General features: G+C 52.8%; 16 protein-coding genes. 8 read left to right on the plus strand and 8 right to left on the minus strand.

Features of this window, described 5'->3' with window-relative positions; genetic code table 11:
- Positions 1 to 94: 94 nt before the first annotated feature.
- Positions 95 to 661 carry a D-glycero-beta-D-manno-heptose 1,7-bisphosphate 7-phosphatase gene (gene gmhB / locus FDW88_RS02620; protein ID WP_115259377.1) on the minus strand — a complete coding sequence of 189 codons (567 nt, stop codon included), beginning with the start codon at positions 659 to 661 and terminating at the stop codon, positions 95 to 97.
- Between the two features lie 189 nt (positions 662 to 850).
- Here gmhB and metN point away from each other — a divergent pair, with 189 nt between their 5' ends.
- From metN to proS, 6 genes are all read left to right on the plus strand, one after another.
- Positions 851 to 1,882 (plus strand): methionine ABC transporter ATP-binding protein MetN, encoded by a 1,032-nt coding sequence (gene metN / locus FDW88_RS02625; protein ID WP_137361968.1) that lies wholly within the window; start codon positions 851 to 853, stop codon positions 1,880 to 1,882.
- Positions 1,875 to 2,528, plus strand: a complete 654-nt coding sequence (locus FDW88_RS02630) for a methionine ABC transporter permease MetI (protein WP_003018471.1) — start codon at positions 1,875 to 1,877, stop codon at positions 2,526 to 2,528. The genes metN and FDW88_RS02630 overlap by 8 nt, the downstream gene beginning before the upstream one ends.
- 45 nt (positions 2,529 to 2,573) lie before the next feature.
- Positions 2,574 to 3,389, plus strand: coding sequence for a methionine ABC transporter substrate-binding lipoprotein MetQ (gene metQ / locus FDW88_RS02635; protein WP_096758215.1), 816 nt, complete (start codon positions 2,574 to 2,576; stop codon positions 3,387 to 3,389).
- Positions 3,390 to 3,505: 116 nt separating this feature from the next.
- Complete coding sequence (rcsF, locus tag FDW88_RS02640) at positions 3,506 to 3,910, plus strand: Rcs stress response system protein RcsF (protein ID WP_096758216.1); 405 nt, start codon at positions 3,506 to 3,508, stop codon at positions 3,908 to 3,910.
- Positions 3,907 to 4,614 carry a tRNA (N6-threonylcarbamoyladenosine(37)-N6)-methyltransferase TrmO gene (tsaA, locus tag FDW88_RS02645; protein WP_137361969.1) on the plus strand — a complete coding sequence of 236 codons (708 nt, stop codon included), beginning with the start codon at positions 3,907 to 3,909 and terminating at the stop codon, positions 4,612 to 4,614. Before rcsF ends, tsaA begins: the two co-directional genes overlap by 4 nt.
- A gap of 110 nt (positions 4,615 to 4,724) precedes the next feature.
- Entirely contained in the window at positions 4,725 to 6,443 is a 1,719-nt protein-coding gene (proS, locus tag FDW88_RS02650) for a proline--tRNA ligase (protein WP_137361970.1), read from the plus strand.
- A 41-nt stretch (positions 6,444 to 6,484) separates the two neighbouring features.
- Here proS and nlpE read toward each other — a convergent pair whose 3' ends face one another.
- From nlpE to FDW88_RS02665, 3 genes are read right to left on the minus strand one after another with little or no spacing between them, the layout of a single operon-like run.
- A complete protein-coding gene (gene nlpE, locus FDW88_RS02655; protein WP_115259383.1) occupies positions 6,485 to 7,183 on the minus strand; it encodes an envelope stress response activation lipoprotein NlpE in 699 nt (232 codons plus the stop codon).
- A 31-nt stretch (positions 7,184 to 7,214) separates the two neighbouring features.
- Positions 7,215 to 7,637: an alternative ribosome rescue aminoacyl-tRNA hydrolase ArfB gene (gene arfB, locus FDW88_RS02660; protein ID WP_137361971.1), complete on the minus strand. Its 423-nt coding sequence runs from the start codon at positions 7,635 to 7,637 to the stop codon at positions 7,215 to 7,217.
- Entirely contained in the window at positions 7,637 to 8,179 is a 543-nt protein-coding gene (locus tag FDW88_RS02665; protein ID WP_115259385.1) for a YaeQ family protein, read from the minus strand. The genes arfB and FDW88_RS02665 overlap by 1 nt, the downstream gene beginning before the upstream one ends.
- A 188-nt stretch (positions 8,180 to 8,367) precedes the next feature.
- On the opposite strand from FDW88_RS02665, the gene FDW88_RS02670 reads away from it, so the two are divergent.
- Together FDW88_RS02670 and rof are read left to right on the plus strand one after the other, a co-directional pair.
- Positions 8,368 to 8,568: a YaeP family protein gene (locus FDW88_RS02670; protein WP_096758222.1), complete on the plus strand. Its 201-nt coding sequence runs from the start codon at positions 8,368 to 8,370 to the stop codon at positions 8,566 to 8,568.
- Complete coding sequence (rof, locus tag FDW88_RS02675) at positions 8,555 to 8,815, plus strand: Rho-binding antiterminator (RefSeq protein ID WP_096758223.1); 261 nt, start codon at positions 8,555 to 8,557, stop codon at positions 8,813 to 8,815. The genes FDW88_RS02670 and rof overlap by 14 nt, the downstream gene beginning before the upstream one ends.
- Positions 8,816 to 8,898: 83 nt before the next feature.
- Here rof and tilS read toward each other — a convergent pair whose 3' ends face one another.
- From tilS to accA, 4 genes are all read right to left on the minus strand, one after another.
- Positions 8,899 to 10,191 carry a tRNA lysidine(34) synthetase TilS gene (gene tilS, locus FDW88_RS02685; protein WP_137361972.1) on the minus strand — a complete coding sequence of 431 codons (1,293 nt, stop codon included), beginning with the start codon at positions 10,189 to 10,191 and terminating at the stop codon, positions 8,899 to 8,901.
- A gap of 61 nt (positions 10,192 to 10,252) precedes the next feature.
- A complete protein-coding gene (locus FDW88_RS02690; RefSeq protein ID WP_096758225.1) occupies positions 10,253 to 10,642 on the minus strand; it encodes a VOC family protein in 390 nt (129 codons plus the stop codon).
- Between the two features lie 53 nt (positions 10,643 to 10,695).
- On the minus strand, positions 10,696 to 12,846 hold the full coding sequence (gene ldcC / locus FDW88_RS02695; RefSeq protein WP_137361973.1) for a lysine decarboxylase LdcC: 2,151 nt from the start codon (positions 12,844 to 12,846) through the stop codon (positions 10,696 to 10,698).
- A gap of 99 nt (positions 12,847 to 12,945) precedes the next feature.
- Positions 12,946 to 13,905 (minus strand): acetyl-CoA carboxylase carboxyl transferase subunit alpha, encoded by a 960-nt coding sequence (gene accA / locus FDW88_RS02700; RefSeq protein WP_096758227.1) that lies wholly within the window; start codon positions 13,903 to 13,905, stop codon positions 12,946 to 12,948.
- Between the last annotated feature and the right edge of the window lie 8 nt (positions 13,906 to 13,913).

Below are 13,913 nucleotides of genomic sequence, written 5' to 3' on the forward strand. Positions count from 1 at the left end.
CGTGTCGATGGAGGCGCATTATAGGGAGTCGACTCAGGAAGACAAGCGGAAAAATGCATTTTTGTTTCAACCGCTCACCTTTTATCCATAACGCTTACTTTTGCTGCTTTTTTATCGCCAATGGCAGGTCAGCCAGGCTATTTATCACTAAATCAGCCGCATTTTCTGCTTCTGGCGTGACAGGCTTACCCGTGCGCACCAATACTTTGGTCCCAACGTTAGCGGCTGCTGCTGCCTGCATATCTTCTATTTTGTCGCCCACCATATAGGAAGCCGCCATATCGATGTGCAGGAACTCTTGCGCAGAGAGAAGCATTCCTGGATGCGGTTTACGACAGTCGCAAACCTGGCGGTACTCTTCTACTGTTCCCTGCGGGTGGTGAGGACAATAGTAGATGCCATCCAGATCAACATCACGATCGGCCAGCGACCAGTCCATCCACTCCGTCAGCGTTTCGAACTGCGCTTCAGTAAATTTACCGCGGGCAATACCCGACTGGTTAGTCACGACGATAAGTGCATAGCCCATCTGTTTAAGTTCACGCATGGCATCAATAACGCCGTCGATAAACTCGAACTCGTCGATCTCATGTACGTAACCGTGGTCCACATTAATGGTGCCGTCACGGTCGAGAAAAATTGCAGGTACAGACTTTGCCACCTTTTATAGCTCCTGAATAAGGCATGTTGCTCTAGTATCGCATGTTTCGGCAGGCAAGAAAGTGCTCATCGTGCAAAGCTAGATTGATTTAGACGTCTGGATGCCTTAACATCCATTTTATTAACGACGTCGACCGTACCAGACAGACGAAAATGCCACGGCTAACTTAATTACGATAATAAATAATCCATGATTAAACTTTCGAATATCACCAAAGTGTTCCAGCAGGGGACGCGCACCATTCAGGCACTGAACAATGTCAGCCTGCATGTTCCTGCCGGAAAGATTTATGGCGTTATTGGCGCCTCAGGTGCCGGTAAAAGTACGCTCATCCGCTGCGTTAACTTACTTGAACGCCCAACGGAGGGCAGTGTACAGGTCGGCGGTCAGGAGCTCACTACGCTTTCTGAATCCGAGCTGACCAAAGCTCGCCGTCAAATCGGCATGATTTTCCAGCACTTTAACCTGCTGTCTTCCCGCACGGTATTTGGTAACGTCGCGCTTCCACTGGAGCTGGACAACACCCCAAAAGAAGAGATCAAACGTCGCGTTACCGAGCTGCTGGATTTAGTGGGCCTTGGCGATAAGCACGACAGCTATGCCGCCAACCTTTCAGGCGGCCAGAAACAGCGTGTCGCCATTGCCCGTGCTCTGGCAAGCCAACCGAAGGTATTGCTGTGCGATGAGGCCACCAGCGCACTCGATCCGGCAACGACCCGTTCGATTCTGGAATTACTGAAAGACATTAACCGCCGTCTTGGGTTAACCATCCTGCTGATTACCCATGAGATGGACGTCGTAAAACGTATTTGTGACTGCGTGGCGGTTATCAGTAACGGTGAACTGATCGAGCAGGACACGGTGAGTGAAGTGTTTTCACATCCGAAAACGCCGCTGGCGCAGAAATTCATTCAATCCACGCTGCATCTGGATATTCCAGAAGATTATCAGGAACGCTTAAAAGCAGAACCAGAAGCCGATAGCGTCCCGATGCTGCGTATGGAGTTTACCGGCCACTCTGTCGATGCCCCACTGCTTTCCGAAATTGCTCGCCGCTTTAATGTGAACAACAACATTATCAGTGCGCAGATGGATTACGCCGGTGGCGTCAAGTTCGGCATCATGCTGACTGAAATGCACGGCGCACAAGAAGATACACAAGCGGCCATCAACTGGCTGCAGGAACACCATGTAAAAGTAGAGGTACTGGGTTATGTCTGAGCCAATGATGTGGCTGCTAGTTCGCGGCGTATGGGAAACGCTGGCAATGACCTTTGTGTCCGGTTTTTTTGGCTTTGTGATTGGCCTGCCCGTCGGCGTACTGCTGTACGTCACGCGTCCGGGGCAAATCATCGAGAACGCGAAGCTCTATCGTACGCTGTCGGCGCTGGTCAATATTTTCCGCTCCATCCCATTCATTATACTGCTGGTATGGATGATTCCATTTACCCGCATGATTGTCGGCACCTCGATCGGTTTACAGGCTGCTATCGTCCCGCTGACCGTGGGTGCCGCACCGTTTATTGCCCGAATGGTAGAAAATGCGCTGCTGGAAATCCCGACCGGGCTGATTGAAGCCTCAAGAGCGATGGGCGCTACGCCGTTACAGATCGTGCGTAAAGTGTTACTACCAGAAGCGTTGCCAGGCCTGGTGAATGCGGCAACGATCACGCTGATTACCCTGGTCGGTTACTCAGCAATGGGCGGAGCCGTCGGTGCGGGCGGTCTTGGGCAGATTGGCTATCAATACGGTTACATTGGATACAACGCTACCGTGATGAATACAGTACTGGTATTACTTGTCGTTCTGGTTTATTTAATTCAGTTATCCGGCGATCGCATCGTCCGGGCGGTCACGCACAAGTAACGTTACACACAACACAGAAAAACTCATTAAGAAAAGGAAATAAGCATGGCGTTCAAATTCAAAACCTTTGCGGCAGTTGGAGCCCTGATCGGTTCTCTGGCACTTGTGGGTTGCGGTCAGGATGAAAAAGATCCAAACCACATCAAAGTGGGCGTTATTGTTGGCGCAGAGCAGCAGGTTGCCGAAGTCGCGCAGAAAGTGGCGAAAGAAAAATACGGTCTGGACGTTGAACTGGTCACGTTCAACGATTACGTCCTGCCTAACGAAGCGCTGAGCAAAGGCGATATCGATGCCAATGCCTTCCAGCACAAACCATACCTGGATCAGCAGATCAAAGATCGCGGTTACAAACTGGTTGCTGCAGGCAATACGTTCGTCTACCCAATTGCTGGCTATTCCAAAAAAATCAAATCACTGGATGAACTGCAGGACGGTTCTCAGGTAGCGATTCCAAACGACCCGACTAACCTCGGCCGTTCCCTGCTGCTGCTGCAGAAAGTGGGCCTGATCAAACTGAAAGACGGCGTTGGCCTGCTGCCAACCGCGCTGGATGTGGTTGAAAACCCGAAAAACCTGAAGCTGGTAGAGCTGGAAGCACCACAGCTGCCGCGTTCACTGGACGACGCACAGATCGCGCTGGCGGTTATCAATACCACCTACGCCAGCCAGATCGGCCTGACCCCGGCAAAAGACGGTATCTTTGTTGAAGATAAAGACTCCCCGTACGTAAACCTGATCGTAACTCGCGAAGACAATAAAGATGCTGAGAACGTGAAGAAATTCGTTGAAGCATATCAGTCCGACGAAGTTTACGAAGCGGCAAACAAAGTCTTCAATGGCGGCGCTGTTAAGGGCTGGTAATTTTAGGCTGTTTCCAGAATCTGTAATATCATCAGGACGGGCGCTTGCCCGTCTTGTCATTTATGCAAGCACCTGATTCAATATCTGACGTTTAGATCATTCATTGAGGAAATATTATGCGTGCTTTACCGATCTGTTTAGTAGCACTCATGTTGAGCGGCTGTTCTATGTTAAGCAGATCCCCTGTTGAACCCGTTCAAAGCACTACGACCCCGCCGAAAGTGGAGCCAGAAAAACCAAAAGCACCGCGTGCCACACCGGTAAGAATTATCACCAACGCTGAAGATCTGGTCGGTAAACCATTCCGCGATCTGGGTGAAGTCAGCGGTGAATCCTGCCAGGCATCAAACCAGGATTCTCCTCCAAGCATTCCAACCGCACGCAAACGCATGCAGATTAATGCCTCTAAAATGAAAGCGAATGCGGTATTGCTGCACAGTTGCGAAGTGACCAGCGGAACACCGGGTTGCTATCGTCAGGCGGTTTGCATTGGTTCTGCACTGAATATTTCGACGAAATGAGCCACTTTCAGTTCGAGCAAATAGGCGTTATCCGCTCTCCCTATAAAGAAAAATTCGCCGTTCCACGCCAGCCAGGTCTGGTGAAAAGTGCCAACGGCGAACTGCATTTGCTCGCACCGTATAACCAGGCCGATGCCGTTCGCGGCCTGGAAGCGTTCAGCCATTTGTGGGTGATTTTTGTTTTTCACCAGACAATGGAAGGTGGATGGCGGCCAACCGTACGCCCGCCCCGACTTGGCGGCAACGCCAGAATGGGCGTCTTTGCTACACGTTCGACCTTTCGCCCTAACCCTGTCGGCATGTCGCTGGTCGAACTAAAAGGTATTGTCTGCCAGAAAGATAACGTCGTCCTACAACTGGGCAGTCTGGATCTGGTCGACGGAACTCCGGTGGTCGATATCAAGCCCTACCTGCCGTTTGCTGAAGCACTACCCGATGCCACCGCCAGCTATGCACAGCATGCGCCAGTCGCGGAAATGGCGGTCGGTTTCACCCCTGAGGTTGAGCAACAACTTCTGATGATGGAAAAACGTTATCCGCTGCTAAAAACATTTATTGGTGAAGTGCTGGCACAGGACCCGCGTCCTGCGTATCGTAAGGGTGAAGAGACAGGCAAAACGTACGCCGTCTGGCTACACGATTTCAACGTGCGCTGGCGCGTGACGGCAGAGGGTTTCGAAGTCTTTGCGCTCGAACCCCGGTAATTTCGCACCCTTCTCTTTTGACATCCCTTTCTCGCTGGTAAACTAAACCACTTTTTTTGTGTCAGGCTCGCGTTGAGCCTGTTCGATCGTTCAACTGGAACCGTAACAACATGCGTACTAGCCAATATCTGCTCTCCACTCTGAAGGAGACACCTGCCGACGCCGAGGTTATCAGCCACCAGCTGATGCTGCGCGCCGGGATGATTCGCAAGCTGGCCTCCGGGTTATATACCTGGCTGCCGACCGGCGTGCGCGTCCTGAAAAAAGTCGAAAACATCGTGCGTGAAGAGATGAACAACGCCGGTGCTATCGAGGTGTTAATGCCGGTAGTTCAGCCTTCTGAACTGTGGGAAGAGAGCGGCCGTTGGGAACAGTACGGCCCGGAACTGCTGCGTATTGCTGACCGCGGCGATCGTCCATTCGTACTCGGCCCAACGCATGAAGAAGTGATCACCGACCTGATCCGTAACGAGCTCAGCTCCTACAAACAGCTGCCGCTGAACTTCTACCAGATCCAGACTAAATTCCGTGACGAAGTGCGTCCGCGTTTCGGCGTCATGCGCTCCCGTGAATTCCTGATGAAAGATGCGTACTCTTTCCATACGACTCAGGAATCTTTGCAAGAAACCTACGACGCAATGTATGCCGCGTACAGCAAGATCTTCAACCGTATGGGTCTGGATTTCCGTGCGGTACAGGCTGACACCGGTTCTATCGGCGGTAGCGCTTCTCACGAATTCCAGGTTCTGGCGCAGAGCGGCGAAGATGACGTGGTGTTCTCTGACAGCTCCGACTTTGCTGCCAACATCGAATTTGCAGAAGCCGTAGCACCAAAAGAACCGCGCGGCGCCGCCACGCAGGAAATGACGCTGGTCGATACGCCAAACGCGAAAACCATCGCTGAGCTGGTTGAGCAGTTCAATCTGCCGATCGAAAAAACCGTTAAAACGCTGCTGGTGAAAGCGGTCGAAGGCAGCAGCTACCCGCTGGTTGCGCTGCTGGTTCGTGGCGATCACGAACTGAACGAAATCAAAGCAGAAAAACTGCCGCAGGTTGCCAGCCCGCTGACCTTCGCCACCGAAGAAGAAATTCGTGCCGTAGTCAAAGCAGGTCCTGGCTCGCTCGGTCCAGTGAACATGCCAATCCCGGTAGTTATCGATCGTACCGTTGCGGTCATGAGCGACTTCGCAGCAGGTGCTAACATCGACGGTAAACACTATTTCGGTATTAACTGGGATCGTGATGTCGCCACGCCAGAAGTGGCTGACATCCGTAACGTCGTTGCCGGCGACCCGAGCCCGGACGGCAAAGGCACACTACTGATTAAACGCGGTATCGAAGTCGGTCACATCTTCCAGCTGGGTACCAAGTACTCTGAAGCAATGAAAGCTTCCGTTCAGGGCGAAGATGGTCGTAACCAGATTCTGACCATGGGCTGCTACGGTATCGGGGTGACTCGCGTTGTTGCTGCCGCTATTGAACAGAACTTTGACGATCGCGGCATTGTCTGGCCGGACGCCATCGCGCCGTTCCAGGTGGCGATTCTGCCGATGAACATGCACAAATCCTACCGCGTACAGGAACTGGCTGAGAAGCTTTACGCTGAGCTACGCGCGCAGGGTATCGAAGTGCTGATGGACGATCGTAAAGAACGTCCAGGCGTGATGTTTGCCGATATGGAACTGATCGGTATTCCGCATACCATCGTGCTGGGTGACCGTAACCTCGACAACGATGATATCGAGTACAAATACCGTCGTCACGGCGAGAAACAGCTGATTAAAACCGGCGACATCGTCGATTATCTGATTAAAGCCATTAAAGGCTGATACAGCAAAAGGCCCTGATCATCAGGGCCTTTTTTCAGAGATTAATTACACCCTTTACCGGGTATAAACTTCGCGTCTTTATCCGCCATCAGCGTTTTCACCTTCTCGCCCGTATCCGGGTTCGCCTCCTGCGTGAAATGCCCTTCAAGGGTCAACAAGACCGATTGGCCAGTTTCCGTGCGAGCAGCTAAATAGCCGCGTTCAAGCTGGGCATTATTTGCTACCGGCATACGCTTGCCCGTCGCACAGTCGGTAAAGACAGCCGCATCCGCCATGTAGAAATACATCCCACGCATCGGCATTGGCGTGACGGGCAAACTGGCTGACACCGGCTCAAGGGTATAGTTGAACTGCGATTCGATCGGATTACCTTCACGATCGAGCATTTCCAGCGCCTCGCCTTTTGCCCGGTAGTAAGACTTCTCACCTTTGCTGTCGGTCAACACCAGCTTATCCGCCGTGCGTGCCCAGGTGCCATAGGAGGCAAAGGAAGACGGTTCATCCCGTACGCCCTGATACCGTTCGTTCATCACCCAGGTCCCGTCTTTTTCCAGGAACAGCGAGGTTTCAATCCCTTCGCAGTCGGCGCAGGGCAAGATGCCACGCCAACTTTGCTGCATCGGTTTTAATTCTGCCGCCCGCGTCGACTGCAATGCTTCGACGTCAGTACGATTATTACAGCCGATCAAGGAAAAGAGCGTGCATACAGCGACCACTGACAATATTGCTGTTTTCACTATAAAATCCTTATGATTTTTTTATTCCTGTTCGTCAGTCCTGCGAACGACGAACTTTCCCGCGCAGCGCCTTCACGGTGGATTTTTGCGCCTTCGATGACAACCGGCGCTCTTTCGAGGCGCGCGTAGGACGCGTTGCCTGGCGGCTTTTTTGCACTGCGGTTAATTCTTTAATCAACGCCACCAGCCTGGCCTGAGCCGCGTCTCGGTTGAGTTCCTGACTGCGATATTCCTGCGCCTTAATGATGATGACACCGTCGGCAGTGATCAGATGATGACTGGCCGCCTGCAAGCGTTCCTTGTAATACTCTGGCAGGCCAGAGGCCCGAATGTCAAAGCGCAAATGGATGGCCGTCGAGGTCTTATTAACGTGCTGCCCACCCGCACCCTGTGCCCGGATAGCCGTGATTTCCAGCTCATTATCAGGGATAGAGACGTTTCGGGAGAGAACGATCATCAACGCTGCTGCCACGCGGTCAGATGAATTTCCAGATTGTTCTGAGAGTCTGACAACCAGATAGCCCCATCCTGGATGGTCGCCTGCAACGTCATAGTACGCCCGGCAAAGTCGCTCAGCTGCGCCAGCTGTTCGTCATCCAGATACCAGACAGTCAAATTTTTAAACTGTGCGCACTTATTCTGGTTTTGCTGCCACCAGATTTGCGCCGCCCGACTGTTATAGGTAAACAGAGCAACTTCCCCAGACTGAGTACAGGCCTTCTTAATCCGACGCTCATCCGGCAGGCCGAGTTCAATCCATAAATCAATGCCCAGATGATCGTTACGCAGCCATGCTTCTGGCTCATCTTCTGCGCTCAAGCCCCGCGTAAACTGTAACCGCTCATTGGCATATTTAATCCATGCCAACAGGCGCAGCATCATGCGTTCCTGGGTTTCAGAAGGGTGACGCGCCAGCGTCAATGCCGCGTCAAGAAACTGGTTGCGGTCAAGATCCGCCACGTTGACAACGGCTTTATAAATTGTCGCTTTAAGCGCCATGAGAGAACTCCTTTCGAATCAGGCGCACATTGTAGCGAAAACTACGCCAAAAGGCTGCTAACAGCTCTTCAATCAAGGCGCTGATATTGCTTGAATGAGTATGGTATAGTCACCTTGCTAAACAGAGTTTATCTTCGTAGGCTTAGACTTGCATCCACGGTTAAGTCAGAGTACTGACAGGAGGGCATGTGGAAAAATATTGTGAGTTAATACGCAAGCGGTACGCGGAAATCGCCAGCGGAGACTTAGGGTATGTCCCGGATGCGCTGGGTTGCGTATTGAAAGTGCTGAATGAAGTGGCGGAAGACAGCGCCCTTTCAGAGTCGGTCAGAGAAAAAGCGGCCTATGCTGCCGCGAACTTACTGGTGAGCGATTATGTCAATGAATGAAACGTATCAACCCATTAACTGTGATGATTACGACAATCTTGAGCTCGCCTGCCAGCACCATTTATTACTGACGCTGGCGCTGAAAGATGGCGAAGTGCTGCAGGCGAAAGCCAATGACCTGGTTTCACGCAAAAATGTGGAATATCTGGTTGCAGACGTCTCTGGAGAATCACGTGAGCTTCGTCTCGACAAGATTGCCAGCTTCAGCCACCCGGAAATCGGTACCGTGGTGGTTAGCGAATCCTGATTATTTTGTTGCCGGATGGCGGTGTAAGCACCTTATCCGGCCTACTTTCCATGCGATACGTAGGCCTGATAAGCGCAGCGCCATCAGGCATGCCATACCAGATTCACGCCTTCTTCCCCTTCCGCCTGTCCTTCCCGCGTAACAAAGACACCGGCTGCCGCAATCAGCGTTTCGCCGTAAAACAGTAACGGCGTGGTATCGCGTCGCCAGGGCGGAATTCCCTGCTCCTGCCATATTTTTTTGAGCTTACGCCCACCGTTACGCCCGACAATGTGTAATAACCCGGGCGCTTTAAAGCGAATACTGACCGGTTCACCCACGTGCGGCATACGTAATTTTCCCGTTGGGAGTAACTGTACTTCTCCCAGCCCGGCAGGCAGCGTCAGCGGTGTTTGCCAGCATGACCACGGGATGACAGTTTCACTTTGCCCGGTAACGGATTTCACCCACCACAGCTGTGACTGATAGCGGCGGATTGCATATTCGCCTACGCACAAGCACGGCGCAGCATCTTCCCGCGCCAGCACCACTTCCTGCCAGATTCGCGCCAGCGCATCCCGGGATGGCATCGGTGCATTCAGCCCTGCCAGCCAGCGACGAAGCAGCGCTGCACGTCGTACATCGCTCATCGTCATTAATGGCTCAACTAAAAGGGTGTCCTGCTCGGTGACACACTCCGCTAAATCATTGGCAAGTAACTCATCCAACAAACGTTCCTGCTCGGCACACAGCACCGCACTGCGGGCCGCCGCTTCAGCAAAGTGCGGCCAGCGCTGTTGCAGTTGCGGGATTATACGTAGCCGCAGAAAATTGCGATCGTAGGCATCATCCTGATTACTTTCATCTTCAATCCAGCGTAGTCCATGCTCCAACGCCCAGCGTTCAAGCGCGTCACGCGTTTGCGCCAATAGCGGGCGAATAAGCTGGGTCCCAGCAAACGGTGAACTTTCCCCCATTGCAGAAAGTCCGGCCGGGCCGCTGCCGCGTTTGAGCGCCAGCAAAAAGGTTTCACACTGGTCATCAAGATGCTGGGCGGTCATCAGCACTTCACCGGGCAGCAGCGTCCGGGCAAAAGCCTGATAGCGCGCCCGCCGGGCCTGCGCCTCTATCCCCAGCCCGTCATCCTGAAGATGCACCCGTTCAACCACCAGCGGCACCTGCCATTGCGCACAAACCGATTCGCAGTGCGTCACCCATTCGTCTGCGTGCGGACTCAATCCATGGTGGATGTGGATAGCGCGTAGTAAGACGTCGGGGTGTTGTTTTCGCCACAGCACCAGTTGGTGCAACAGCACGGTCGAGTCGAGGCCACCGCTAAAGGCCACCAAGATATGGGGAGATGTCAGAAGTGAAGTGTTTAGTGTGAGTGTCGTCATGATGAGTACTTACTAGGGTATTGCCCGGCACGTTACCGGGCTACCGTTACAATGACAAGCCTTACTGCTCGTATAATTCAAGCGGTAATCCATCCGGATCGTTGAAAAAAGTAAAGCGTTTGCCGGTAAAGGGGTCGACACGTACTGCCTCACATTTCACATTATGATTTTCCAGATGGGCTATCGCCTTTTCCACATCATCCACGCTGAACGCCAGATGGCGTAACCCGCAGGCTTCCGGTCGGCTGGGACGGCAAGGTGGAAATGGAAAAGAAAAAAGCTCAATCACGTACTGCCCGTTCAGCGCCAGATCGCCTTTCCAGGAGTCGCGCTCTTCCCGGTAGACCTCGCTCATCAGCGTAAAGCCCAGCACGTCGCAGTAAAATGCCTTACTCACCGCGTAGTCCGTCGCAATAATGGCAATATGGTGAACCTGTTTTAATCCCAGCATAGCTTCTTAGCCTCTTTAGTTTTCTTTTCGCACGTTACTCGTCCGCGGTCGGTTCAGGCAAGCTGCGATGCCATTTTTAGGACTCTCACACGGTACACGCCGTCCTCACCCAGTTTAGCGCCATGAATATCCGTGTCGAATCCAGGATAATGATGGCCGACAGAACACAGCATCAACAGGAAATCGAGCACCGCCCGGCTGTCTTCGGTGATCATTTCCCCCGGCATCAGCAACGGTACGCCGGGAGGATAAGGCAGGATCATATTTGCAGAAATGCGCCCCACCAGTTGGTCAAGCGTCACCGTCTCCACCTCGCCTTTGATCTGCCGCTGCCAGGCCTGATGTGGCGTCATTTTCATTTCCGGTAGGGTGTCAAATGCCCGTAGCATTAGCCCGGAGAGATCGTGTTGGCGGATCAGATTATGGATCCCCTGTGCCAGATCCTGAATACGCATATTGCGATAGAAATCCGGATCTTCAGCATACAAATCTGGCAGCATATTCTTCACACGCAAATTCAGATCGTACGAACGTTTGAACTCTGTCAGCCCACGTAGCAACCCCATCGCCCGGGTTTTATCAATGCCAATGCTGAACAAAAATAACAGATTATACGGACCCGTTTTCTCCACCACGACACCGCGTTCGTCGAGGAATTTCGCCACCAGCGCCGCCGGGATCCCTTCGTCACTCATGTTTCCCTGTTCATCCATCCCCGGTGTCAGAATAGTCACTTTCACCGGGTCGAGGAACATGTGGTCGGCGTCGGCATCGGTAAACCCATGCCAGTCTTCACCCGGCGCAACGGGCCAGCATTCCGCTTCATCCACCTTTTCCGGCTGCCAGATATCAAAGAACCAGCCGTCCGATTCTTCCCGCAGTCGCTGTACTTCTTTGCGAAAATGCAGCGCACGCTCAACGGAGCGATTGATTAAGCGCTTGCCTGAGTTGCCGCGCAGCATTGCCGCCGCCGTTTCTATTGACGCGACAATCGGGTAGCTCGGCGACGTCGAGGTATGCATCATAAAGGCTTCATTAAAGGTCTCTTCATCGTAGTCACCTTTAATGTGGATCAGAGAGGCCTGCGACAGCGCCGCCAGCATCTTGTGGGTCGACTGGGTTTCAAAGATAACCTTACCAGGTACTCGTTCGCCGCTCATGCCGCTTTTCCCCTGATAGATCGGGTGAAAATGGGTGTAGGGCACCCAGGCCGAGTCAAAGTGAATAGACGGCACGTCCAACGTCTGTTTGATCCAGTTGGTGTTATACAGCAGACCGTCGTAGGTAGAGTTGGTGATCACCGCATGTACTGGCCACTGGGCCTGGGCGGTCTCTCCGACTTTGCGCTCAATACTCTCACGGGTAAATTCACGTTTAGGTATGCCGCCAAGAATACCCAGCGCATTACGCGTGGGCTTCAGCCAGATGGGTACCACGTCGCTCATCATCAGCAAATGCGCCAGTGATTTATGACAGTTACGATCGATCAGTAGCGTACTTCCAGTCGGGGCAGCATACATACCGACAATTTTATTCGACGTCGAGGTGCCATTCGTCACCATATAGCTCTGCTCTGCCCCAAAGGTGCGGGCGATATACTCTTCGGCCTCCAGGTGCGGGCCAGTATGGTCCAGCAGCGAACCCAATTCGGTCACGGAAATGGAGACGTCGGCCTTGAGCGTATTGCCGCCAAAAAAGTCATAGAACAGGCAGCCCACTGGACTCTTTTGGTATGCCGTCCCCGCCATGTGCCCCGGCGTACAGAAGGTATACTTCCCTTCTTTCACGTAGGTGAACAACGCCTTGGTAAACGGCGGAGTGATGTTATCGAGGTATTCATTGGTGTACTGGCGAATACGGGTGGCAATATCGTCAGACTGGCCTAGAGCATACTCGAAAAACCACAGCGCCATGCGCAGGTCGTGTGCGCTGACATCCATCGTCGAATGGGTATTGATAAAGGCGTAAAGCGGCAGGTATTCGTTAAGCTGGTTGATATCGCTACACAGCTCCAGGCTGTACTCATCCCAGTCAAAAATGACGCCGCAAATTCGCGGGTTATGCTCAATAAATTTCAGCAGGTCGACGCTATTCTGCGGCCAGATAATCTGAAATCCCTGCTGCAGTAGTGCACGTTCAAGTTCCTTGATGGGCTCATCTTTATAAAAGACGCCATGCGGTCCCATGATGGCAATGATATTCATGCGTTCCTCCTGGAAAAACCTTAGTTAATCATAGCCTGGTCAAACCGCAGGTAAAAAAAAGGGCCACAGCGTTGTGGCCCTTTTCAGAATATATGCAGTTTACGCGTAACCGTAGCTCATCAGTCGCTGGTAACGGCGATTTTTCAGCTCTTCCGTACTTAACACATCGAGATCGGCCAGATCGGCCAGCAGCTGTGCTTTCAGCGACGCAGCCATGACTTCTGGATTACGATGCGCCCCGCCCAGCGGTTCCGGTACGATAGAATCGATCAGCTTCAGCTCTTTCAGACGCGGGGCAATAATGCCCATCGCTTCTGCCGCCAACGGCGCTTTGTCTGCGCTTTTCCACAGAATGGATGCACAGCCTTCCGGGGAGATAACAGAATAGGTGCTGTATTGCAGCATATTCACTTTATCGCCCACGCCGATCGCCAGCGCGCCACCGGAGCCACCTTCGCCGATAACGGTGCAGATAACCGGTACGCTCAGACGTGACATTTCACGCAGGTTACGCGCAATCGCTTCAGACTGACCGCGTTCTTCCGCGCCCACGCCCGGATAAGCCCCAGGGGTGTCAATGAAGGTAATGATCGGCATCTTGAAACGTTCGGCCATTTCCATCAGGCGCAGCGCTTTGCGATAGCCTTCCGGTGCTGGCATGCCGAAGTTACGACGAATTTTTTCTTTAGTCTCGCGGCCTTTCTGATGACCAATGATCATCACGGGACGACCATCAAGACGCGCGATGCCGCCGACGATAGCTTTATCATCCGCATAGGCACGATCGCCCGCCAGCTCATCAAATTCATCAAACGCCAGGCGGACGTAATCCAGGGTGTACGGACGCTGTGGATGGCGAGCCAGCTGGGCTACCTGCCATGCGCCAAGATCGGCAAAGATTTTGCGCGTCAGTTCTACGCTTTTTTCACGCAGGCGATGCACTTCTTCATCGATGTTAATATCCAGTTTCTCATCCTGACGGCTCACCGCAGTCAGAGAATCGATTTTTGCTTCCAGCTCTGCAATCGGCTGTTCAAAATCAAGGAAATTCAGACTCATAGTATTCC

It is taken from the genome of Citrobacter sp. wls829, from assembly GCF_005280825.1.
In the GTDB taxonomy this organism is placed as follows: domain Bacteria; phylum Pseudomonadota; class Gammaproteobacteria; order Enterobacterales; family Enterobacteriaceae; genus Citrobacter; species Citrobacter gillenii.

Coding starts and splice junctions, on each gene's coding strand:
- accA (WP_096758227.1), bottom strand. CDS start 13,905: ATGAGTCTGAATTTCCTTGATTTTGAACAGCCGATTGCAGAGCTGGAA.
- proS (WP_137361970.1), top strand. CDS start 4,725: ATGCGTACTAGCCAATATCTGCTCTCCACTCTGAAGGAGACACCTGCC.
- ldcC (WP_137361973.1), bottom strand. CDS start 12,846: ATGAATATCATTGCCATCATGGGACCGCATGGCGTCTTTTATAAAGAT.
- metN (WP_137361968.1), top strand. CDS start 851: ATGATTAAACTTTCGAATATCACCAAAGTGTTCCAGCAGGGGACGCGC.
- metQ (WP_096758215.1), top strand. CDS start 2,574: ATGGCGTTCAAATTCAAAACCTTTGCGGCAGTTGGAGCCCTGATCGGT.
- rcsF (WP_096758216.1), top strand. CDS start 3,506: ATGCGTGCTTTACCGATCTGTTTAGTAGCACTCATGTTGAGCGGCTGT.
- FDW88_RS02690 (WP_096758225.1), bottom strand. CDS start 10,642: ATGCTGGGATTAAAACAGGTTCACCATATTGCCATTATTGCGACGGAC.
- arfB (WP_137361971.1), bottom strand. CDS start 7,637: ATGATCGTTCTCTCCCGAAACGTCTCTATCCCTGATAATGAGCTGGAA.
- tilS (WP_137361972.1), bottom strand. CDS start 10,191: ATGACGACACTCACACTAAACACTTCACTTCTGACATCTCCCCATATC.
- FDW88_RS02665 (WP_115259385.1), bottom strand. CDS start 8,179: ATGGCGCTTAAAGCGACAATTTATAAAGCCGTTGTCAACGTGGCGGAT.
- tsaA (WP_137361969.1), top strand. CDS start 3,907: ATGAGCCACTTTCAGTTCGAGCAAATAGGCGTTATCCGCTCTCCCTAT.
- rof (WP_096758223.1), top strand. CDS start 8,555: ATGTCAATGAATGAAACGTATCAACCCATTAACTGTGATGATTACGAC.
- FDW88_RS02630 (WP_003018471.1), top strand. CDS start 1,875: ATGTCTGAGCCAATGATGTGGCTGCTAGTTCGCGGCGTATGGGAAACG.